Source organism: Thiocapsa sp., from assembly GCF_018399035.1.
GTDB lineage: Bacteria > Pseudomonadota > Gammaproteobacteria > Chromatiales > Chromatiaceae > Thiocapsa.
The window spans coordinates 4,549,850-4,572,242 of sequence record NZ_CP073760.1 but is presented as its reverse complement, the minus strand read 5'-3'; the positions used below and the strand labels follow the sequence as shown (position 1 = coordinate 4,572,242).

The window sequence follows — 22,393 nt, the reverse complement described above, 5'->3', positions numbered from 1 at the left end:
TGCAATGGCAAAAACCGACTCGAAACAACCCATAGCCCTCCGGACGCGATTCAGTTTTAGTTGAGCTGAATGCGCTGCCCCCAAGGCACCTTGCCCCGCCCCTTCACCAGCCAGATCACCGGAAACGCCGGCTCGACCGGCGGAAAGTCGCCTTGGGCATCGGTGAAGTACACCAGGAGATCCGGACGGATGCCCTCGCAGTCGATCCACTGAAAGACCGGTCGGAAGCTCGTACCCCCGCCGCCGTTGATCGCCTCGGGCAGCCGCAAGCCATCCCACGGCTCGAACCGAAAGGGTGCACCTTCACACAAGGCCGCATCGCAGGGCAAGAGGGTCACGCGAGCGCGCACCTGGCCCTTGAGCGCGTCGATCTCGCCGATAAACTCCTCCAGCTCCGCCGCCTTGATCGAGCCCGAGGTATCGACGGCGACCACCAGGTCGGTCTGATGACTGCGCAGGCTCGGCCTGATGAAGTCGCCGGCACGACGCGAAGGGCGCGCGTAGCTGTAGTCCTCGCGCGAGACGGCCGTCATGTAGCGGGCCAGCAGCATCCGCCAGGGCAGGCGCGGCTGCAGGAGATGGTCGATGATGCGGGCCATCTCGCCGCCGAGCTTGCCGGCCTGCTGCGCCTGTTGAGCCGCCCCGGCGAGACGCTGCTGCCACTGGACCGAGAGGATCTCCTGCTCGTCCGGGGTCAGGGGTTCGGGCCGGGGTTCCCCGGGGCCGCCCTCGGCCCCGTCGGCTTGGTTCGGTTGCGCCGAGCGTGTCGCCCCTTGCTCTGCGTCGGACTCGCCCTGCTGCGATTGTGGCTGCTCGGGCCGGCGATCGAGATCCTTCTCGCTCGTGCCGGACCGGCTGCCGCCCTGCTGGTTGTCGCGATCGTAGGCGTGCGTGTCCAGGGTCTCGGACGCATCGTTGTCGTCGATGAGCGGATAGATCTCCTCGGCGGTCATGCCCTTGTAGGTCGGCATCACCAAAGCGTTCGGCGGGGGCTTCAGACCCTCGCCGATCAAGAGCGGGTTGATGGCGTAATCGCAGGCGAGATCCCACTTGTGCTTCACGCGATGCTGTCGCCGCGCAAAATGCGACAGCGCGCAATGCAGGGCCTCGTGCGCGAGCATGAACTGGGTCTGATCGAGGCTCAGGCTCGCGATGTAGTCGTGGTTGTAATAGAAGGCGCGCGCATCGGTGGCCGTGGTCGGGCACCACTCGGGGTTCGACGCATGCATCGGTAGACGCAGCACCAAGGCCCCGAGGAAGGGCTTATCCAGGATCAAGCGCGTGCGGGCCGCCGCGAGCTTGGTCTCGATCGCACGGCGCTCGGCATCGGATGCCCCCGCGCCGCTCGGACTGCCGACACCGCTACTCATAGAGCATCACGTCCGCGACCACCGCGGCCCAATCGGCGAAGGCCGGCACCTCGAAGAGACTGTTGCCGACCGCGCGGTGCAGATCCGACACCAGCATGACACCCATCTCGCGCTGCGGAAAACGACCCGCGTAGGCGAGGATGTTGCCGATCACGCGGTCCTTGTCCGGCTCGCCCTGCGCGCGGATGGCACGCCCGACCAGGGCAGCAGCGACCGCGTATTGAAGATCGATCTCGCGCGGCACCGGCACGACCTCGCCCGCCAGGATGGCATCCAGATCGGGCATCTGATCCAGGCTGTCGACGAAGGCCGCGACCTCGATCCCCGCCGCCGGCCCGACACACCCCTGCAGGGTGCCCTGCAGCAGCTCGGGGATGTCCTCGAACTTCTTCAGACAGCGGTGCGCAAACTCCCAAGAGCGTGGCGAGGGGAATGCGACCGGGTTGTGGGCCGGGTCGAAATCGAACAGCAGCTCCGGACGGAACCGCAGAAAGCCGATGACGCGCTCGTCGATGCCCTGCGCATAGGCCCAAGCGACCCAATCGTCCAGGTGAGTCTCGACCTCGAAGTGCGAGAAGCGGTTGGCCAGCGGGGCAGGCATGCTGTAGGTCACGCCGCGATCGCCCTGGCGATTGCCGGCCGCGAAGATCGCCCACCGATCGGGAATGCGATACTCGCCGAGTCTGCGATCCAGGATCAATTGATAGGCCGCCGCAGACACCGCCGGGGGCACCGAGGTGATCTCGTCGAGGAAGAGGATCCCGGCCGGCCCATGGCGCGCGGCATCCGGCAGGATGGCGGGGATCGCCCACTCCACCAGATCCCCGGCGCGGAACGGGATCCCGCGCAGATCGCTCGGCTCCATCTGCGACAGGCGGATATCGATCATGGGCACTCGGTGCCGCTCGGCGATCTGCGCCACCATCTGCGACTTGCCGACACCCGGAGGGCCCCAGAGCATGACCGGGGTATGGTGGCCTTCCGCGGTACTCGAAAACTCGCGCTCGAGGACGCGGAGTAACTGGGCTGGACGCATAGCGGGTCGTCTTCCTCTTTGTTCTGATACGAAGGGTTCTGATACGAAGGGGCCTGATACAAAGGCGCCTCGTCCGCGGGTGCAGCCCGGGTCGAAGGCGGTCCGATATCGTGTGGCTACCGCAGTTGGGTTGCGAATAGAGTGGGTTTTAGTGCTCGCCTTCACAAGGCAACACCCGGACCGGGTGCAATGCCTGCTCGGTCGGCTGCGCGATCGCCTTGTCACACATAAGAAAAACGCTGTATTCTTATAGCCCTTCTCGCCCCCTCATGACCATGCGGGTCGTGCGGGCAAGGCTCCTTACGAGACTCGAGAGAGGACCCGAGGATCCGGGTCGACGCACCCGAATCCACGTCGCCAATAAGATCAAGGTTTTTCAAGGCAAGGCATTTCCAAGCCGACCCTTCGTCAACGACAAGAGCCCGGAGAGCGGACATGAACCAGTTCTATTACGACGCTGTAACCAAGATGGAACAACTCGGCGTCGACGACGAGTACATCCAAGGCTGGCAGTGCGGTTTCCTCCAGAATCCGAAGCGCGAAGAGCAGCGCCTCACGGAGGCCTACGAGGCCGGCTACGGCGACGGCGAAGAGAAGAATACCGACAACTTCGGGGACTGGGTGAAGGCATAACCCCGATTCGGGCGAACGGAAAAGGCGGGGTGACCCGCCTTTTTTGTGTCTGCTTTTTTGTGTTTGCTTGGCAACGATCCAGAGAGCGCGCGCCCTCACGGGGGCGAGCAGTGTAGACGCCGAGGGGATATCTCTCAGCCCGCCTGTCGCAGCGTGTGCAACGGCGGGCGAATCAACAGCGGATAGGTCGCCACTGTCCCGGCCATTCCGATCAAGGCCCCGGAACCGAAGACCCCGATCAGCCAAAGCATCGGATTGAAGCTGAAGGTCAGTCCGAAGAGCTGCTCGGCCAGAAGCCAGCCGGTCAGCTGGGCGAAGACGGACGCGAGCGCACCGGCCAGGATACCGGCGGCGGTGAACTCCACGGCCAGACTCGTCAGCAGCGCCCGGCGTCCGGTGCCCAGTGTGCGCAGGATGCCGTGCTCGAGTCGGCGCTCTTCCAGGCTGGCCTGGATGCCGGCGTACATGACCAGGATCCCGGCGGCGAGCGTGAAGAGAAAGACGTATTCCACCGCCATGACGCCGCGGTCGACCACCTGACGGACCTGCGTCAGCAAGGCGTCGACGTCGAGCAGGGTCACACTCGGGAAGCGCTTGACCAGCGCCGGGATCAGCGTTTCGCGCTCGTCGGGCAGATAGAAGCTGGTGATGTAGGTCGCGGGCTCGGACCCGAGGAGTGCGGGGGAGGAGATGACGAAGAAGTTGACGTTGAAGCTGTCCCACTGGACCTCGCGCAGACTGGTCACGGGCGCACTCACCTCGCGACCGGAGACCAGGAAGGCGATCTCGTCGCCCAAAGCAATGCCGAGCGTCTCGGCGATGCCCTCCTCCACCGAGAACTCCGGAGGCGCATCCGCACCCGACCACCAGGCGCCCGCGACGATGCGGTTGTCGGACTGCAGGTCGGCGCCCTGACTCAGGTTGAACTCGCGCGAGGCGAGTTGCTCGGCACGCGGATTCTCGAAGTCGGACGGGACAATCGTTCGATCGTTGATCCGTACCAACCGGCCGCGGATCATCGGGTAGATGGCCGACTCGCCCACACCCGCATCGCTCAGGAACTGTCCCAGCGGCTCGACATCCTGCGGTTGAATGTTGATCAGAAAGTGATTCGGCGCACCTTCGGGCAAGGTCTCCTGCCAGGCCGCGAGCAGATCGACGCGCACCACGGCCAGCAGCAGCAAGGCCAGGATGCCGAGCCCCAGGCCGGAGATCTGCAGGACCGCTGCGGAGGGTCGCCGCGCCAAGGCCGCGAGCCCCAGTCGCCAGACCCCGCGGGCACGCCCGGCGAGCCCGCCGGCGAGGCGCACCAGCACGAGCACCGTGATCACCAGACTCGCGACCGCACCGAGCACGCCGGCGATCAGCTTCCAGGCGAGTTGGAAATCATCCGCCTGCCAGACGATCAGGAGGGCCAGGGCCGACGCGGCACCGACCACCGTCAGGATCGCCGAGCCGCGCGGCGCACCCAGGTCGCGACGCAGCGCACGCAAGGGCGAGACCTGCGCCAGTTGAAACAGGGGCGGGAGCGCAAAGCCCAGGAGCGCGACCAGACCCGTCGCCACACCGACGACGACCGGCGCGAGCGAGGGTGTCGGCAGATCCATCGCAAACCAATCCGACAACAGACGCATCAGCCCGAGCTGTCCCAGCCAGCCGAGCAGACAGCCCACCAGGCTGGCGATCAGACCGAAGAGCACCAGCCGCATCATGAAGACCCGCACCAGCAGGTGATTGGGTGCACCCAGACAGCGCATCACGGCGACCGCGTCGGTCTGGCGCTCGACGAAGCGTCGGCTGGCCAATGCGATGGCGGCTCCGGCGACCAGCAGGGTGACGAGTGTGGCCAGATGCAGGAAACGCGAGGCGCGATCCACCGCGGATTCGAATTCCGGTCGGGCGGTGCTGCCGTCAATGAGGTCGATATTGACCGGCAGACCCGCGTCGATGGCCCGTTTGAACCGCTCGACCACCGCAGCCTCCCCGGCGACCAAGAGACGATGCTCGGCCCGGCTCGCCTCCGTGATCAGCCCGGTCGCCGCGAGATCCGACTGGCCCAGCATGACCCGCGGGGCCAGCGCAAAGAGCGCACCGCCGCGATCCGGCTCGTTGCTCAAGATGGCGCCCATGCGCAGGCGCGACTCGCCGAGTCCGACCTCCTCGCCGAGCGCCGCACCGAGCAAGGGCAGGAGACGCGACTCGACCCAGACCTCGCCGGGCGGCGGCCCCGTTTCGACCTCGCGATCCGGCGCATCGAACGCATCGCGGACGCTCAATCGTCCGCGCAGGGGATAGGCGGTATCCACGGCCTTCACCTGGACGAGCTGCGGCCCGTCCTCGCCCGTCACCACACTGCGAAACTCGATGATCCCGGCGGTGGTCAGCCCCATGCGCTCCGCCTGCTCACGATAGCCGGACGGCAGCGGGGTGGCCGATTCCAAGGCGAGATCCGCCGCGATCAACTCACCGCCCTGACGGGCCATGGCGTTTTCGACGCGATCCGTGAAAAAGCCCACCGCCGTGATGGCGGCGACGGTCAGGATCAGGGCGGATGCGAGCAGATAGAGCTCGCCGCTGCGCCAATCCTGACCCAACAGTCGCAGGGTGATTCGCCAGGTCTTCACGCGCCTTGCTCCAGGTGACCGGCCGCCATGTGCAGACGCCGATCGCAACGCTCGGCGAGACGCGGATCATGGGTGACCAGCACCAGCGCGGCACCGGCGTCGCTGCGCAGGTCCAGGAGGAGATCGATGATGTGCTCGCCGGTCACCTGGTCGAGGTTCCCGGTCGGCTCGTCGGCGAACAGCACCTCGGGACGCGGGGCGTAGGCGCGGGCGATGGCGACACGCTGCTGCTCCCCACCCGAGAGCTGGCGCGGATAATGTCGGGCACGCGGGGTCAGACCGACCCGGTCCAGTGCCTCGTCGGCGCGGCGCGCGGCGTCGCGCGTCCCGGTCAGCTCGAGCGGGAGCAGCACGTTCTCCCGCGCGGTCAGCGTCGGCAGGAGCTGAAAGTTCTGGAAGACGAAGCCGACTCGCCCGCTGCGCAGGGCCGCGCGTCCGTCCTCGTCGAGATCGTCGACGCGCTGACCGCACAGCCACACCTCGCCCGAGGTGGCACTGTCGAGACCGGCCAAGAGCCCCAATAATGTGGACTTGCCCGAGCCGGATGCACCGAGGATGGCCACCGCCTCGCCGGCCTGGATCTCCAGGTCGAGACGCTCCAGGATAGTCAAGCCGCCGGCCGGCCCCGTAACATACTTCCCCACTGCGACCGCTTTCGACACGGCCCGAGGTCTTTGCCCTGACATGATCCGTCTACTCCTGCTGACCTGTATGTTGTTGCCCGCTCTGACGCTCGCGAAAAGCGCGACCGACGCGCCGGTGATCCCGCCCGTCATCTTGGTCCTCGGCGACAGCCTGAGTGCGAGCTATGGTTTGGATCGCGAGAGCGGCTGGGTGTCGCTCCTCGAGGAGCGTCTACGCGAGCGTGGACTGGCCTACCGCGTCGTGAATGCGAGTGTCTCGGGCGATACGACAGCCGGTGGCCTGACGCGGCTCGGTGCGCTGCTCGATGACCACGCACCCGCCATCGTGCTGATCGAGCTCGGTGCAAACGACGGCTTGCGCGGGCTGGGATTCGAGGTCATCCGCAACAATCTAACGACACTGGTGGCGCGCAGCAGCGCGGCCGGCAGTCAAGTCGTCATGACCGGCTTGCGCCTCCCGCCCAACTACGGTGCGGCTTACACCGACGGCTTTCAAGCGGTGTTCCGGGAGGTCGCCGAGGTCGAATCCGTCCCCTTGGTGCCGGATCTGCTCGCCGGAGTCGCCGAGAATCGGGATCTGATGCAGGCCGACGGTCTGCACCCGACCGCCGAGGCGCAGCCGCGTATCCTGGACAACGTCTGGCCGATCTTGGGGCCGCTGTTGGAGGCGAGTCGTTAGGTCGCGGCGGCGCGCCCGACCCGAAGCCCACTCCCGAGACGTGCCCACTTGTTCCGGTCTCACTGCCGGATCGGTATACAATCCGAAGCATCCTGATGTCCCTTCCAAACCGCGTCCAAAGCGAGATGCTGATTTTCGAGAGAGCTCGTCGTTTCGCGTATCCACAGCCCTTGGCGGGGACGCGGTTTAAAATGATATATTTTTTAATCGATTAAACCGCGCCTGCTTCAACGGTCGCCAAGTCGGCCGAGGCCGATCCCATCCAAAAACATCGCATACCGCGCTGGGCGCGGTTTAAGGGTCACCGGAGTCATTCATGCATCGCATCACCATCGTCGGTTCCGGATTCGCCGGCCTCACGGCCGTTCAAAGCATCCGACGCACCGCACCCGACGCCGAGATCACGCTCGTCAGCCCGAAGGCCGAATTCATCTACTATCCGGGCCTGATCTGGGTGCCCTGCGGCATCCGCAGCGGCGAGGATCTGCGCATCGATCTGCGCCCCTTCTTCGCGCGGATGCGCGTGCGCCATCTCGCCGGAGAGGCGACCGGCCTGAGCGCGGACGGGCGCACGCTCGAGACCACCGCCGGCCCCGTCGAGAACGACGGGCTCCTCATCGGCAGCGGCGGGCGCTTCATCAAGAAGCTCCCCGGCATCGAGCACGCCATCACCCCCTGCGAGGGCATCGCCGCCGCCCAGGCGATCCGCGATCGCGTCAAGACAATGGACGGCGGCAGCATCGCGATGGGTTTCGCCGGCAACCCCAACGAGCCGAGCTCCATGCGGGGCGGACCCATCTTCGAGTTCATCTTCGGGATGGACAGCCAGCTGCGCAAGGAGGGGCGTCGCGACCGTTTCCGCCTGCACTTCTTCACCCCGGCGGAACGACCCGGCAACCGGCTCGGCCCGAAGGCGGTCGACGGTATCCTCGCGGAGATGAAGCGCCGCGGCATCGAGACCCATCTGGGCCATAAGCTCAAGTCGTTCTCGGAGACGAAGGTGACGACCGAGGGCGGGGAATTCGACGCCGACCTCATCCTCTTCATGCCCGGCATGACGGGCAACACCTGGTTCGACAACACCGCCCTGCCGCGCTCGCCGGGCGGACTGTTGCAGGCCGATGCACACTGCCGGGTCCCCGGCTACGAGCGGGTCTATGTCGCAGGCGATTCGGGCAGTTTCCCCGGTCCCGACTGGATGCCGAAGCAGGCCCACATGGCGGACCTGCAAGCGCGCGCGGCAGTAAAGAATCTACTCGGAGAGCTGCAGGGCCGCGCGCCGAGCGAGACCTTCAAGGTCGAGCTGGTCTGCATCGTCGACGCCAACGATACGGGCATGCTGGTCGCGCGCACCGAAAAGAACAACTGGGTACTGCCTTCGACACGGCTCTTCCATTGGATGAAGCTGGGCTTCGAATGGTGGTATCTGCGCCCCTACCGCTAGTCAGGACACACCATGAGCGAGCGACCCAACATTATTCTGTCGACGACCGATGCCGAGCGGTTGGAACGGCTTCTGGACTCCATCGACGAGGCCGACTTTCCCGGCAAAGCAGACTTGGAGGCCGAGCTCTCTCGGGCGATCGTCGTGGATGCCAAGGATATCCCGCCCAAGGTTGTCACCATGCGATCGACCGTGAAGTTCCGCATCGAATCGTCCGCCGAGGAGCGTTGTTTGACGCTCGTCTACCCGAGCGATGCCGATGACAGCGGTCGGACCATCTCGATCCTCGCGCCCGTCGGAAGCGCCCTGCTGGGCCTGTCCGAGGGCGACGAGATCGACTGGCCGAAACCGGGCGGAGGCACGCTGCGGGTCCACATCGACGAGGTCACCTACCAACCCGAGCGCTCGGGCGAGCACTACCGCTGAGCCTGCCGCAAAGCCTTCGAGCCGCGATGCGCGCAGACGTCTTATCGACCCGAGGCTCTCGACCTTGGGTTGACTGCGCGAATCGTCGGACAGCAGTGCTTGAGTCCGCAGCGAATACATCGACTTTTACCGATATTGTGTATCACAACCATCGATTATCATCGAGACTCGGGCGGCGTTAAGCTGTATCCCGAGTCCCTATCATCCAAGCCCCCGTCCGGGACCCCAGAGGCACGATGTCCGCGTTTTCCAACCTGCTGATCCCGGCCGTACTCTTCTTCGCACTCGGCTTCGCCGCGCGTCTGATCAAGTCGGATCTGCGCTTTCCGCCGGATCTGGCGAAGATCCTCTCCATCTACCTGCTGGTCTCGATCGGTCTGCACGGCGGCGTCGAACTGGCGAATGCAGACCTCGGCGACGCCCTTGCCGCGGTCGTCTGGGCCCTGGTGCTGGGTTTCCTGCTGCCGATCATCGCATTCGGTTTCCTGCTTGCGTTGCGGCGCGTCGACCCGCTCGACGCCGCTGCGATCGCAGCCCATTACGGATCGGTCAGCGCCGGCACCTTCCTCACCGCGATCGCCTTCCTGTCGAGTCAAGGGATCGAGTACGAACGCTATCCCTTGATCATGCTCGCGGTCATGGAGTCGCCGGCCATCGTCGTCGGCCTCTTGCTCGCGAGCTGGAGCCGCGGACGCGCCGCAAAGGCCAACGCGAGCCTCGCGGCCGATACAGACCGCGGCCGGAGCCATCTGGGGGGCATCCTCCGCGAGGCCTTCACCAACGGCAGCGTGGTCCTCCTGATCGGGTCGATGCTGATCGGCGCGATCGCGAACCCGACGGCCATGGAGTCGCTACACCCCTTCACCACGGACATCTTCATGGGCATGCTGTGCCTGTTCCTCTTGGAGATGGGACTCGAGGCGGGGCGACGCTTCGGCGACTTTCGGCGCGTCGGGTTGGCTCTCGTGTCGTTCGGGCTGTTGATGCCGCTGCTCGGCGGCGTGATCGGCGTGGCGGTCGGACACCTAATGCTCGGTTTCGGGGTGGGCGGCACGACGCTGGTCGGGGTGCTCGGTGCAAGCGCCTCCTATATCGCCGTCCCGCCCGCGATGCGCTTGGCGGTGCCGGAGGCCAATCCGTCGCTTTATCTGACCTTGTCGCTCGGCGTGACCTTCCCGTTCAATGTCGTCTTCGGCATCCCGATCTATCACCAACTGGCCCTGCTGTTGGCCGGCGGGGCCTGATCATCACAATCGACTCGGCGACCCTCGCGCCCGGTCGCCCGGTCCTATCGCAAGCCGCAGGAGCCCACGCAGATGCACCGCCTTGTCCCCGAAAAGCTCGTTACCGTCATCACCACCGATGTGCTCGAGCAACGGCTGATCGCCGCGGTGCAGCACTCCGGCTTGAGCGGCTATACCCTGCTGCGCGCCCGCGGCGCCGGCTCCGACGGTTTGCAGTCGGGCAATCTGGAGATCGACACCAACCTGCTTCTGAAGGTCATTCTGCCGCCGGAGCGCCTGTCCGGCCTGCTCGATGACCTGGATGTGTTGATCGGCCAAGGCTACCACTTGACCGTTTTCGTGGCCGATGTCGAGGTGCTCTGCCACGAGAAATTCGAGCGGCCGATGAAGACCTGACAGATCGGTTCAACCCAGCCGCTCGAGCGGCTGAACGTCAAGCAAAGCGGACGTGCTTGATACGCCGGATCCTAAGGCATGCTGTTGCCCGCATCGGCCCCTTCCTTGGGTACCGGGAGGAGATCCGCGCGACTGACACCGAGCAAGATCACGGCAGCCGTGGCCACGAAAATGGTCGAATAGGTGCCGACAACGACACCGATGATGAGCGCCAGCGAGAATCCGTTGAGCGCCTCTCCGCCGAAGATATAGAGCGCGATGAGCACGAGCAGAGTGGTCCCCGAGGTGACCACGGTCCGCGACAAGGTTTGGTTGATCGACACGTTGGTGATGTCGATGACCGACCCCTTGCGCATTCGGCGGAAGTTCTCGCGGATGCGGTCGAAGATGACGATGGTATCGTTGAGCGAGTAACCGATGACCGCGAGGATCGAGGCCAGGACGGTGAGATCGAATGGGATTTGAAAGAGTGCGAACATCCCGACGGTGAAGACGACGTCATGCACGATGGCGACGACCGCACCCACGGCGAAGCGCCACTCGAAGCGCAAGGCGACATAGATGAGGATGCCGATCAGCGCGAAGAGGACGGCGAGTCCACCCTGCTCGCGAAGCTCCTCGCCGACCTGAGGCCCGACGAACTCGACCCGCCGTAGCTCGACCTGCCCCCCGACCGCCTCGCTCAATGCCTTGAAGACATTATCGCTCAGCTCCGCACTCGCCTCCTCACCGGCCTCGGGGGCCAGACGAATCAGGACATCGCTGCGCGTGCCGAAGTGCTGAACGGTCGCACCCGTGAAACCCTTCGCCTCGAGTGCCGCACGCACGTCGCTCAGCTCGGCCGGATTCTGATAGCCGACCTCGAGCACGGTGCCGCCGGTAAAGTCCAACCCCAGATTGAAGCCACGGATCAGCATGGCCAGAATACAAAACAGAATCACGACCCCGGATAAGATCACCGCGGGGCGGCGAATACCCATGAAATCGATATTCAGCTCATTGATGACACTCAGGTCTCTCATCGAATCGCCCTTGGTTTAGGGCGCTCTGGACATCGAGCGCCCTTGATTGAGATCGTCATTGGTTAAACCGCGTCCAGAGCAAGATGCTGATTTTCGAGTGAGCTCGACGTGTTTTAGCCTGTTGCCGCTTGAACCGCGTCGACGCCGAGCCTGACGATGGCCTCGACGGCGCGTCACGCATCAGGGCATCGAGCCCACCCGAGCACGCGGTTCAAATCGCCAACTTCTTCACGCGCCGGCCGCCGTAGATCAAGTTGATCAGTGCGCGGGCACCCAGGATGGCGGTGAACATGGACGCGATGATCCCGATGAACAGCGTCACCGCAAACCCCTTGATCGGTCCGGTGCCGAAGCTGAAGAGCACGACCGCGGCGATGAGTGTCGTCACGTTCGCGTCGACGATCGTCGAAAGCGCCTTGTCGAATCCGGCGTGGATGCTCGCCTGGGGCGTGCTGCCGTTGCGGATCTCCTCACGTATTCTCTCGTAAATCAAGACGTTGGCATCGACCGCCATACCCACGGTCAGGACGATACCGGCGATCCCGGGCAAGGTCAGCGTCGCCTGCAGCATCGAGAGGATCGCGACGATCATCACGAGATTCACCAGCAGCACGACGTTCGCAACCAGTCCGAAGACGCGGTAATAGAGCGCCATGAAGACCAGCACCAACGCCAGCCCGATCATGACCGACATGAAGCCCTGGTCGATGTTGTCCTGGCCGAGGCTGGGACCGATGGTACGCTCCTCGACGATCTGGATCGGCGCCGCCAAGGCACCCGAGCGCAGCAAGAGCGCGAGGTTATGCGCCTCGTCGCTGCTGTCCAACCCGGTGGTCTGAAAGCGCCGCCCGAAGGGCTCGCGGATGGTCGCGACACTGATCACCTCTTCGACCTTGCGGGTGCGCTTCACGGACTCCCCGTCGACGATCTCGGTGGTGGTCACGTTCTCGATGAAGACCACGGCCATCGGCTTGCCGACGTTCTCGGTCGTCATGGTCCGCATCCGCCGCGCACCCTGACCGTCGAGGTTCACGAAGACCGCGGGACTGCCGCTCTGACTGTCGAATCCGGCGGAGGCATCGGTGATCTGATCGCCGGTGACGATCACCCGACGGTTCAGCAGGATCGGCCTACCGTCACGCTCGCGATAGAGCCGGCTGCCGACGGGAACACGGCCATCGAGGGCGTCGGCGACGCTGTTCTCGGTGTCGACCAAGCGATATTCGAGGGTCGCGGTCGCACCCAGCAGCTCCTTCAGGCGCCCCGGATCCTGCGCGCCGGGCAACTGGACCACGATGCGGCGATCGCCCTGACGGGCAATGCTGGGCTCGGCCACGCCGAGCGCATTGACACGGTTGCGCAGTGTCGTGATGTTCTGCTGCAGCGCAAAGGTGCGGATCTGCTCCTGTTGAGCCGGCGGCAGGCTCGCAGCGATGACGAGATTGCCGCCTTCCTCGAGGGGCTGAGTGTCGAGATCGCGGAACTCGCTGTTCAGAGCCTGCTCGGCATCGTCGCGCATCGCGGCATCGTTGAACTTGATCAGGATGCGCGAGCCCTCGCGTGCGACGGTGAGATAGCGGATCTTGCGATCGCGCAGCTCGGTGCGGATGTCACCGACATAGCGCTCGAGCGCCTGATCGAGTGCCGCCTCCATGTCCACGTCGATCACGACATGGATGCCGCCGCGCAAATCGAGCCCCATCGACATGGGGTTGAGGCCGAGAAACCGCACCCAGCCGGGCAGGTCCGCCGAGAGTGTCAGCGCGGTGCGGTAACGCTCGGAGAGGGCCCGTTCGATCGCATCCTGCCCGGCCAACTGATCGGCCGAGGAGGCGAAACGCACCAACAGCTTACCGCCTTCGCGCGGCTCGACATCCTTGACGGGAACACCGGCGGTTTCGAGTGCCGCTCGCACCTCGGCAAGACTAGCCTCGGTCACCTGGGAGCCGCGCGCGGCGGTGATCTCGATCGACGGATCCTGAGAGAAGAGATTCGGAACCGCAAGGAGCAAGGCGCCGAGGACGACGCCCAGTATCAGGAGATTCTTCCACAAGGGGTATTGATTCATTGCAATTCCAGTCGCAACAGCGGGCGCGATCGGGGAAGGGCCGGACACCGGCCGGCGCCAAGGAGGGCGCCCGCGCCCTGATCCGGAGGAATCCGGTCAAGACGCCGCGGTGCACGAGACACCGCGGCCGAGGTGCGGGCGAAGGGCTTACAGGTCTTTCAGCGTTCCTTTCGGCATCACGGACTCGACCGAGCTGCGCCGGATCTTCACGGCGACACCGTCGGCGATGTCGAGCAGCGCGAAGTTGTCCCCGATGTCGGCGATACGCCCGGCGATGCCGCCCATCGTCACGACCTCGTCGCCCTTCGCCAAGGACTCCACCATCTTGCGGTGCTCCTTCTGGCGCTTGGACTGCGGACGGATCAGGAGAAAATAGAAGACGACCGCGAAGAGCACCAGCGGGAGCAGTGCCAAAAAGGGGTCACCCGCACCGGCGGCGGCCTCGCCTTGAGCGACGGCATCTGAGATCAGGAAGCTCATAATTCGATTGCCTATTGGTCTGGGGATCGCTCGGTCGCGATCCGGCGGTTGGAACGAGAAGAGGGCCGGCAAAGGCCGCTCGACCTCCGGAAAACTCGGCGCCGAATTATGGCATAGCGCGGAGCAAGTTGCAGCGTCGGGCTCCAGACGAGACCGTCTCGACCGACCTGGTTTCGCGATCGCCCCGACCCTGCCGCGGACCCTGGTCTTTTAAACCGCGCCCGGTGCGGTATGCGTCATGCGTTGGAGTGGCTTGGCCGCGCCAGCTCCGACGACTGTCGGAGCTGGCGCGGTTTAAGGCGAATTCCGGAAACCTTCATGTCAAGGGCGTAGGTTGTGCCGAGCCGTGCGAGGCACAACCAACCGTCGGCGCAAGTTGTGCTTCCTATCGTCAGCACAACCTACGGGTATGGAAGTTTACGGAAATCACCTGAAGGCGCGTCTTGGATCAGGTCGAAAGGGGTGTTGCGCGCAGCGCCTCGAACTCGCCGACGAAGGCGCCATAGCGGCCTGCGACGATGGCCTCGCGCAGCCCGCGCATCAGGGTTTGGTAGTAGTGGAGATTGTGGATCGTCTGCAGACGCGCCCCGAGGATCTCCTTGCACTTATCCAGGTGGTGCAGGTAGGCGCGGCTGTAATGGCGGCAGCAGTAGCAGGCGCAGAGCGGATCCAGCGGTCCCTCGTCGGTGCGATTCGCCGCGTTGCGGATCCGGACCTTGCCTTGGTGCGTAAAGAGGTCGCCGTTGCGCGCGTTGCGGGTCGGCATGACGCAGTCGAACATGTCGATGCCGCGCCCGACGGCGGCCACGATGTCCTCCGGTGTTCCCACGCCCATCAGGTAGCGCGGGCGATCCGTCGGCAGCTTATCGCCGAGAAAATCGAGGATGCGCAGTCGCTCGGCCTCCGTCTCCCCGACCGATAGCCCGCCGACGGCATAGCCGTCGAAACCAATGCTCATAAGCCCGTCCAAGGATTCGGCGCGCGGTCCCTCATGCATGCCGCCTTGAACGATGCCGAAGAGGGCCGATGGATTGTCGCCGTGGGCCTCGCGCGAGCGCTCTGCCCAACGCAGCGAGAGCGCCATCGAGGCCCGCGCTTGCGCCGCGTCGGCGGGATAGGGCGTGCACTCGTCGAAGATCATGACGATGTCGGAGCCGAGCGCGCGCTGGACCTGCATGGAGATCTCGGGGCTCAGAAAGACCGGACTGCCGTCGACCGGCGAGCGAAAGTGCACGCCCTCCTCCGTGATCTTGCGCAGCTCGCCTAGGCTGAAGACCTGAAAGCCGCCCGAATCCGTGAGGATGGGACGCTCCCAGTGCATAAATCCGTGCAGATCGCCGCAGCGGCGGATGATCTCGGTGCCGGGACGCAGCATCAGATGGAAGGTGTTGCCCAGGACGATCTCGGCGCCGAGATCGGTCAGCTCCTCCGGGGTCATCGCCTTGACGGTCCCGTAGGTTCCGACCGGCATGAAGGCCGGGGTCTCGACCGTCCCGCGCGCGAAGCGCAAACGGCCGCGCCGGGCCAATCCATCGTTGGCCAGGAGATCGAAATCCATGCGTGCTTACCTCGGGTCGCGCTGCGGCTCGGCGTCGAGCCAATCCAGGAGTTGATGAAGGGTCGTCACCGTCAGGGCGGGCGGCGCCAGATCATCCGGCCAGCTCCGCCCGTAGCGATTGACCCAGACGGCGGTCATCCCGACCGCGCGTGCACCCTCGACATCCATCCAGGGGTCGTCGCCGAGGTGCAGGCACTGGCTCGGCTCGCAACCGGCGTGCTCGAGTGCACGGATGAAGAGCGCCGGATGCGGCTTGGCGGCACCTGCATCGGCGGCCGTGATGCTGCGCTCGAACAGCCCGCGCAGGGGCGTGATCTCGGGGTTGGCGGTGCCGTTGGTGAGGGACACCAGGCGGTAACGCGCAGACAGCGTCCGCAGCACCGGGGTCACGTCCTCGAAGGGCTCGACGCGATTGCGGTGCGCGTCGAACAGCGCCAGCGCCTCCTCGGCCAGACCCGTCGCATAGTCGAACGACTCCAGCAGCGTGGCCAAGGATCGGCGACGGATCTGACCCAGGTCGTGCGCGATCTCGGGCATGGCGTCCATCAGCTCGCGACGGTGACGGCGCATGCTCGCCAGATCGTGGGCCTCGGCCAGACGCGGCGCATGTCGGACCAGCCAGTCGTGAAACGCCTCCTCGGCGGCCTGAATGACGGGCACGCAGGGCCAGACGGTGTCGTCCAGGTCCAGGGTAATGAGACGAAAGGATGGATCGGGCATGGCGCTATGCTGCACCGGTTGCGCCGATTCGTCGACCACGTTTATTTGGACAAAAGGGCGGCATGGCGCGCACGGAGCTTGGCCAGCTTGGGCGAGATGACGACCTGACAGTAGCCCTGGCTCGGATTGCGGCGGTAGTAACCCTGATGGTACGCCTCGGCCGGGTAGAAGGTCGGAGCGGGCTGGACCTGCGTGACGATGGGATCGGGCCAGATGCCTTCGGCGTTGAGCCGCGCGATCACCCGCTCCACGACCTCGCGTTGCGCATCCGAATGATAGAAGATCACCGAGCGGTACTGGCTGCCGACATCCGCACCCTGTCGGTTCAGGGTTGTCGGGTCGTGGATCGTGAAGAAGACCTCGAGGAGTGTCTCGAAGTTGACCCGGGTGTCGTCGAAGCCGATCTCGACCACCTCGGCATGGCCGGTCGTGCCCGTGCAGACTTGATGATAGGTCGGCTGCGCGTCGGGGCCTCCGGCATATCCGGAAACCACGGACTGCACGCCCTCGACGCCCTGAAAGGCCGCCTCCAAGCACCAAAAGCACCCGCCGCCCAGTGTCGCTGTTTCAATCGCCATCGCTCTTCGCTCCCGTTGTGATTCGCAACCGCGCCGTGACGCACCGAAGCCGCTTGAAACGGTCACCCGTTTTGGCCTCGTCCCGCGACGACAGTTGGGGGCGAGGCCGATCCCGCAACAGCGTTGTCCGCAAATCGGCATTTCGGATCGGATTCGAGACCATCACGACCTGGACGTCACGAAGGGGTTGACAAGAGAAACAGTAAATAAGAAACTGTTGATGTACTGAAGCTTCGCGCTTCGGTGCACTCCTCCATCCTCCTTTGGTGGTAAATTCCGAGCGCGACGCCCGTCGCGCTTTTTTTTGTCTGTCGATCAGCGACGCGCTCTATCCTCTGCTCGGTTTCCCGGGCCGACGCACCAGGGCGGTCAGGGCCTCAATGAACGTCGTCTCAAGCCCAACCGACTTCTGCAGGTTCTTGGCAAATTTCAGTCGGCGCGCATCGTCCTCGTTCTGAACCAATGGTTCGAGGCTGGCGATCAGCGAATCGGCTACCGCCACTTCACCACGCGCGCGATTCAGCAAGGCCATTGACCCGTAGAGGGTGAACAGATCCTGGATATGGATACGTCTGCGAGTCGCTAACCCTTTGAGCAATGCATCGGCCTCATCCACATTGCCATCCAGGACGGCCAGATTGGCGAGATTACAGCGTGCAACGAGGTAATCCGGATGGTCGGCAACGACCTCCCTCAACAATTTCTCCGCCTCCTCGTGCCGACCCTGAAAGGAACGAATCGCCGCCAGATTACCCTTGGCCGCAGCATGGTTCGGTACGCGTGCCAGGAGTTGCGCCAGCAGGGGCTCGGCGCCGGCATGATCGCCCGTGTTGAAGCGCGCAATCGACGCATTGAGGAGCTCCTGCAGATCATCGGGCAGATCGCTCACCTCCGGCTCGCGGTGGACCTCGATACTGAACAGATTGATCTGACGGAGCTGATTTCCGTCCCAATAGTCGACGAGGTCGGTCGGTGCGATCAGATTCTGCTCCTGGAGCAGACGCAAGAACACGAAACGTTCATCCTTGGTCCCGATGGGCAGACGCGCGAAGCCTTTCAGCAGACGCGCGGCGTCCGGATCGGCGCGGCCGGCACGGTGCATGAGAACAAGACCGACCAGACTGCGCAAGGGACCCTCTCCGCCGAGATACAGCGCCTCCAAGAAGACATTGGCGGCGGTCAGGGTCTCGACCGTATCGGCGATCTCCTCGCCTGCGGCGCGCAATTCATTGATCCAGGTGAGCGGGAGCGCCCGCGACAGATCGAAGACCGCTGGATACTCGGACGCCTGATGGTCACGTTCGAGGCCGGCGCTGTTGTGAATCGCAAGTTTGAAATCGGGCATGAGCCGCAGCGCCTCGCGCCACAGGCCCCCTGCCTCCGACGCTCGGCCCAACCGGCTGGCGGCGCAAGCCGCAAAGTGGTGCAACACCGCACGCGGATAATCTTTACCGATCTCGAACCAGGCGCATTGCTTGCTGCGTGTAAAGGCATCCCGGGCGGCCGCATCCTGTCGAAGCAACAGCAGGGCATCGAGCTGGAGCAGGGCGTCGTCCAGCCGCCTGGCGGTTGCTCCCGCCAAGGGAATCGTCAGACCCTGCGCACCCACCTCGTCGCCACGATACAGGCGCAGGCGGACCACCCAGCCGAGGGCGAACAGATTGGCCTGATCCGCCTCCCAACTGGCCATGAAACCGGCCAGCGCCTCGTCGATCCGCCCGAGATGAAACAGCGCCATCGCGCGATTGTTGCGCGCCGAGAGGATCTCCAGGCCGTCCAGCCGGTCGACCGCACCGGAGAAATCCTGTGCGTCCAAATAGAGTGTCCCGATGTCGAAGCATTCGATCTGCTCGACCGTCGCCAAGGTTCCCTCCGGCGTTGCGAGCACGTCCGCGAGCATGCCGGGGCTCACCGGAAAGCCCGGCGTCATCAGCCCCAAGGCGCGCAGTTGCCGCGCCGCGCGATCCGCCAGGAGAACAAGCCCCAGTCGCACTGCAAAGGAGAGCAACGCCTGCTGGGCCTGGATACTGCTGGGTCGACGCTCGGCCCATTCGAACGCGGCAAGCCCCGCCGCATGGAGCCCCTCGCTGCGCTCCGATGCCGCGATCAGAAGCCGTCTGAGTCCGCCATGACCAGGAAATCGCTGGACCAGCGGTTTGAGTCGCTGGACCACCTTGGTGTACTCACCTGCCTCCATCAGGCGCTCGATCGCCTTGAGCTGGGCCGCTTCGGGTTGTGGCCGGCTGAGGGGCTTGTTCTTGTTCTTGGTCTTGGTCGGTTTCTTGGGCACGTGGAATTCCAGATCAAAGCAGGGGCACCGCGCACGTCTGTGTCGCAGCAAGGGTTGAATTGAGCAGGCGCGTCCTACGCCGCTTTCAGAACGATATCCGTTCGCACTTGGTCGTCAGGAAAGGGCACTGGGATCCGTCGGCAGCGACGGCAGATGACAGAGCACGACCGTTTCCGCCGCCGTGCAATCAGCCCGTCAACAACCCGGCTCACGCGCGCTCGGAGCGCGGCGAAGATCCACCCGACAGTCCGCCGCCGAGCTTGAGCGCGTTGCGGATGCCCTCGGACACCTCCGCGCGATGCACCGAGTCGCCACTGAGCTCATGGCCGGATTCGCCGACGAGTCCGTCCGCGATCATGGCGTCGATGGCCTGCTCGGCCCGGCGCCAGTCGGCATCCGCCCCGCCGGGGGCGAACCCCCGATGCTCGGCGAGAAAATAGGCCGCGATCTCGACCATCTTGCGGCGCTCGCCCATGGTCGGCGCGCCGGGCGCCTGTGATTGTGTCGGATGCATCGACCGAGACCCCTGATGTCGCCCGATCCGGGCTGTTGGTGATACCCCTATTATGCCATCGAGGCGGGTGCAGGTAGATCGCCCGATTTCCGTGAAATCCACGGTCGAGCGACAGCGAGCGGCGCGGTACCATGCGCACCTCGGGACGGCGTGCGATCGCCCGCCGTCCGAACCGATTAAATTGGCCGTCACGAGGATGCTTCCATGGGCTCAGCAACGCCTTCCTTTTTCCGGAGGGCCCTCATCGCCTTCACCAGCTTCAAACGTATCTTGAAGGATCCGGGCTTCGCCCGCGCCGTCGGATTGCTCGCCAAGGGCGAAGGCGAGCACGCCTTGGCGCGGCCCGCGGCACCCGCTGCGGTGCCCTTGGCGAGCGCTGCGCCGGATTCGGCCTTGCTCCTGCTCGGTTTGCTGCAGAAAGAGGGGCGCTTGGTGGACTTTCTGCAGGAAGACCTCAAGGGCGCCTCCGATCAGGAGATCGGCGCTGCCGCACGCATCGTCCATCAGGGCTGCCGGGGTGTCCTGAACGCCCATCTGAAGATCACGCCGGTGCGCGAGGAGCCCGAGGGCAGCCGCGTCACCCTGACGCCCGGTTTCGACGCCTCCGCCAATCGACCGACCGGCAACGTCGTCGGAGATCCGCCCTTCCAGGGAACGCTGGTGCATCGCGGCTGGCGGGTCACGGGGATGGATCTCCCCAAGACCACCGGCGGACACGACCTGCGCATCCTCGCCGCCGCGGAGGTGGAGCTGTGAGCCACTATCGCTACGCCGTCGGCATCGATCTGGGGACCACTCATTGCGCCCTGTCGTTCGTGGATTCGGACCAGAGCGAGGGCGAGAACATCGTCCAGGGCCTCGTCTCCATCCCGCAGCTGATCGGCCCCGGCTCCGTGGAGGCCCGTCCTCTGCTGCCGTCCTGTCTCTATCTACCGCATCCGGACGAGCTCAAGGCCGCGGACCTGGGTCTGCCTTGGCAGACCGACCTCACCCGCATCTGCGGCGAGATGGCCCGCAACCAGGGCACCACGACGCCGATCCGTCTGGTCTCGAGCGCCAAAAGCTGGCTCTGTCATCCGGACATCGACCGCAAGTCCGCGATCCTGCCGGCCGGCGCACCGGACGAGATCCCGCGCATCTCGCCATTCGACGCGACGGTGCATTACCTCGCCCATCTGCGCGATGCCTGGAACGGGCAGTTTCCCTATGACCAGCTCAGTCGTCAGGAGGTCACGGTCACGGTGCCGGCCTCCTTTGATCCGGCGGCGCGCGAGCTGACCGCGGAGGCGGCACGTGCGATCGGTATCGAGCACCTGGTCCTGCTCGAAGAGCCGCAGGCGGCGCTCTACTCCTGGGTCAACGACACCCAAGGCGCTTGGCGGCATGAGGTACAGGTCGGCGACATCATCCTGGTGGTCGATGTCGGCGGCGGGACCACGGATCTGTCGCTGATCGCGGTCACCGAGCAGGACGGCGCACTCGAGCTGACCCGCGTCGCCGTCGGCGAGCACATCCTGCTCGGCGGCGACAACATGGACCTGACCCTCGCCCATCTGTTGAAACAGAAGCTGGCGAAGACCGGCGTGGAGCTGGATCGCTGGCAGCTGCAGGCGCTGACGCACGGCTGCCGCATCGCCAAGGAGTCACTGCTGGCCGATCCGGACCTGGAGGGCATGCCGGTGGTGGTCCCGAGCCGCGGCTCGCGTCTGATCGGCGGCAGCATCCGCACCGAGCTCACGCGCGAGGAGGTCCGCTCGACCCTGATCGAGGGCTTTTTCCCGGCGGTCGCCGCCGACAGTCGCCCCGCCGTACGCGCGCGCGGCGCGATCACCAAGGTCGGTCTGCCCTATGCGCAGGACCCGGCCGTGACCCGTCATCTGGCCGCCTTCCTCGGCCGACAAACCGGCGCGACCGAGGACCTGCAGGGCTTCGTGGCCCAAACGCCGGGGGCGAGCTTCCTGCATCCGACGGCAGTGCTCTTCAACGGCGGCGTCTTCAAGGCACCGGTCCTCCAGGAGCGCGTGCTCGAGGTGCTCAACCAGTGGCTGAGCGCGGAGGATGCGCCCGTGGCCCGCCTCCTGGATGCACGCGATCTGGATCTGGCCGTCGCCCGCGGGGCCGCCTTTTACGCCCACGTCCGACGTCACGGCGGGGTGCGCATCCGCGGCGGCACGTCCCACTCCTACTATGTCGGGGTCGAGAGTTCCATGCCGGCCATCCCCGGCATGGAGCCCGAGATCCAGGCGCTCTGCCTGGTGCCGTTCGGACTCGAAGAGGGCTCGGGTCCGGTGGCCCCGCCGCAGGAGTTCGGTCTCGTGGTCGGCGAGGCGGTGCGCTTCCGCTTCTTCGGCTCGAGCGTCCGGCGCGAGGACGAGGTCGGCGAGCTGCTGGAGGAGTGGCGCGAAGAGGAGCTCGAGGAGCTCGCCGAGATCCAGACCGTCCTGCCCGCAAAGGATCACAAGAAGGGCGAGGTCGTCGCGGTCCGGCTTCAGGCCACGGTGACCGAGGTCGGCACCTTGGAGCTGACGGCGATCCCGGTCGACAGACCGGACGAGCAGTGGAACGTCGCCTTCAACACGCGCGGTGGCGGCTGACCCGGAGCCTCGGTGCTGCGGACATGCATGGCGCACCGTGCCGGCTCCGACGGCCGTCAAGTCTGCCGGGGCC

The 22,393-nt window shown here is 65.2% G+C and carries 20 protein-coding genes; 8 read left to right on the top strand and 12 right to left on the bottom strand.

Going from position 1 to position 22,393, the window contains the following annotated elements:
• Window positions 1-56: 56 nt before the first annotated feature.
• Window positions 57-1,370, bottom strand: coding sequence for a VWA-like domain-containing protein (locus KFB96_RS20830; protein ID WP_213461009.1), 1,314 nt, complete (start codon window positions 1,368-1,370; stop codon window positions 57-59).
• Complete coding sequence (locus KFB96_RS20825; RefSeq protein WP_213461007.1) at window positions 1,363-2,406, bottom strand: AAA family ATPase; 1,044 nt, start codon at window positions 2,404-2,406, stop codon at window positions 1,363-1,365. Before KFB96_RS20825 ends, KFB96_RS20830 begins: the two co-directional genes overlap by 8 nt.
• A 435-nt stretch (window positions 2,407-2,841) precedes the next feature.
• Here KFB96_RS20825 and KFB96_RS20820 point away from each other — a divergent pair, with 435 nt between their 5' ends.
• Window positions 2,842-3,039: a hypothetical protein gene (locus KFB96_RS20820; protein ID WP_093031698.1), complete on the top strand. Its 198-nt coding sequence runs from the start codon at window positions 2,842-2,844 to the stop codon at window positions 3,037-3,039.
• 134 nt (window positions 3,040-3,173) lie between these two features.
• Here KFB96_RS20820 and KFB96_RS20815 read toward each other — a convergent pair whose 3' ends face one another.
• Together KFB96_RS20815 and KFB96_RS20810 are read right to left on the bottom strand one after the other, a co-directional pair.
• A complete protein-coding gene (locus KFB96_RS20815) occupies window positions 3,174-5,663 on the bottom strand; it encodes an FtsX-like permease family protein (protein WP_213461006.1) in 2,490 nt (829 codons plus the stop codon).
• A complete protein-coding gene (locus KFB96_RS20810) occupies window positions 5,660-6,349 on the bottom strand; it encodes an ABC transporter ATP-binding protein (RefSeq protein ID WP_213461005.1) in 690 nt (229 codons plus the stop codon). The genes KFB96_RS20815 and KFB96_RS20810 overlap by 4 nt, the downstream gene beginning before the upstream one ends.
• Here KFB96_RS20810 and KFB96_RS20805 point away from each other — a divergent pair.
• From KFB96_RS20805 to KFB96_RS20785, 5 genes are all read left to right on the top strand, one after another.
• Window positions 6,348-6,986: an arylesterase gene (locus tag KFB96_RS20805; protein WP_213461004.1), complete on the top strand. Its 639-nt coding sequence runs from the start codon at window positions 6,348-6,350 to the stop codon at window positions 6,984-6,986. The two genes, KFB96_RS20810 and KFB96_RS20805, sit on opposite strands and share 2 nt — an antisense overlap.
• Before the next feature lie 316 nt (window positions 6,987-7,302).
• Window positions 7,303-8,430, top strand: coding sequence for an FAD-dependent oxidoreductase (locus KFB96_RS20800; RefSeq protein ID WP_213461003.1), 1,128 nt, complete (start codon window positions 7,303-7,305; stop codon window positions 8,428-8,430).
• A gap of 12 nt (window positions 8,431-8,442) precedes the next feature.
• On the top strand, window positions 8,443-8,856 hold the full coding sequence (gene rnk, locus KFB96_RS20795) for a nucleoside diphosphate kinase regulator (RefSeq protein ID WP_213461002.1): 414 nt from the start codon (window positions 8,443-8,445) through the stop codon (window positions 8,854-8,856).
• A 236-nt stretch (window positions 8,857-9,092) separates the two neighbouring features.
• The gene (locus KFB96_RS20790; RefSeq protein WP_213461001.1) at window positions 9,093-10,100 is read left to right on the top strand and encodes a sodium-dependent bicarbonate transport family permease; all 1,008 of its coding nucleotides are present in this window, start codon (window positions 9,093-9,095) and stop codon (window positions 10,098-10,100) included.
• A 72-nt stretch (window positions 10,101-10,172) separates the two neighbouring features.
• Complete coding sequence (locus KFB96_RS20785; RefSeq protein ID WP_213460999.1) at window positions 10,173-10,496, top strand: transcriptional regulator; 324 nt, start codon at window positions 10,173-10,175, stop codon at window positions 10,494-10,496.
• 71 nt (window positions 10,497-10,567) lie between these two features.
• Here the strand turns inward: KFB96_RS20785 and secF are convergent, their stop codons facing one another.
• The 8 genes from secF to KFB96_RS20745 all read right to left on the bottom strand — a co-directional run bounded on the left by secF (window position 10,568) and on the right by KFB96_RS20745 (window position 19,726).
• Complete coding sequence (secF, locus tag KFB96_RS20780) at window positions 10,568-11,518, bottom strand: protein translocase subunit SecF (RefSeq protein ID WP_213460997.1); 951 nt, start codon at window positions 11,516-11,518, stop codon at window positions 10,568-10,570.
• Window positions 11,519-11,729: 211 nt separating this feature from the next.
• The gene (gene secD / locus KFB96_RS20775; RefSeq protein WP_213460995.1) at window positions 11,730-13,586 is read right to left on the bottom strand and encodes a protein translocase subunit SecD; all 1,857 of its coding nucleotides are present in this window, start codon (window positions 13,584-13,586) and stop codon (window positions 11,730-11,732) included.
• 147 nt (window positions 13,587-13,733) lie between these two features.
• Window positions 13,734-14,066 carry a preprotein translocase subunit YajC gene (yajC, locus tag KFB96_RS20770; protein ID WP_120797149.1) on the bottom strand — a complete coding sequence of 111 codons (333 nt, stop codon included), beginning with the start codon at window positions 14,064-14,066 and terminating at the stop codon, window positions 13,734-13,736.
• A gap of 448 nt (window positions 14,067-14,514) precedes the next feature.
• Window positions 14,515-15,624 carry a tRNA guanosine(34) transglycosylase Tgt gene (tgt, locus tag KFB96_RS20765; protein WP_213460993.1) on the bottom strand — a complete coding sequence of 370 codons (1,110 nt, stop codon included), beginning with the start codon at window positions 15,622-15,624 and terminating at the stop codon, window positions 14,515-14,517.
• Window positions 15,625-15,630: 6 nt separating this feature from the next.
• On the bottom strand, window positions 15,631-16,344 hold the full coding sequence (locus tag KFB96_RS20760; RefSeq protein WP_213460991.1) for an HAD family hydrolase: 714 nt from the start codon (window positions 16,342-16,344) through the stop codon (window positions 15,631-15,633).
• A 41-nt stretch (window positions 16,345-16,385) separates the two neighbouring features.
• A complete protein-coding gene (gene msrA, locus KFB96_RS20755) occupies window positions 16,386-16,922 on the bottom strand; it encodes a peptide-methionine (S)-S-oxide reductase MsrA (RefSeq protein WP_213460989.1) in 537 nt (178 codons plus the stop codon).
• Window positions 16,923-17,250: 328 nt separating this feature from the next.
• On the bottom strand, window positions 17,251-19,212 hold the full coding sequence (locus KFB96_RS20750; protein ID WP_213460987.1) for a tetratricopeptide repeat protein: 1,962 nt from the start codon (window positions 19,210-19,212) through the stop codon (window positions 17,251-17,253).
• A gap of 208 nt (window positions 19,213-19,420) precedes the next feature.
• Entirely contained in the window at window positions 19,421-19,726 is a 306-nt protein-coding gene (locus KFB96_RS20745; RefSeq protein ID WP_213460985.1) for a DUF2934 domain-containing protein, read from the bottom strand.
• Window positions 19,727-19,930: 204 nt separating this feature from the next.
• Between KFB96_RS20745 and KFB96_RS20740 the strand changes: the two genes are divergently transcribed.
• A complete protein-coding gene (locus KFB96_RS20740; RefSeq protein WP_213460983.1) occupies window positions 19,931-20,482 on the top strand; it encodes a DUF2760 domain-containing protein in 552 nt (183 codons plus the stop codon).
• A complete protein-coding gene (locus tag KFB96_RS20735; protein WP_213460981.1) occupies window positions 20,479-22,320 on the top strand; it encodes an Hsp70 family protein in 1,842 nt (613 codons plus the stop codon). Before KFB96_RS20740 ends, KFB96_RS20735 begins: the two co-directional genes overlap by 4 nt.
• Window positions 22,321-22,393 lie beyond the last annotated feature (73 nt).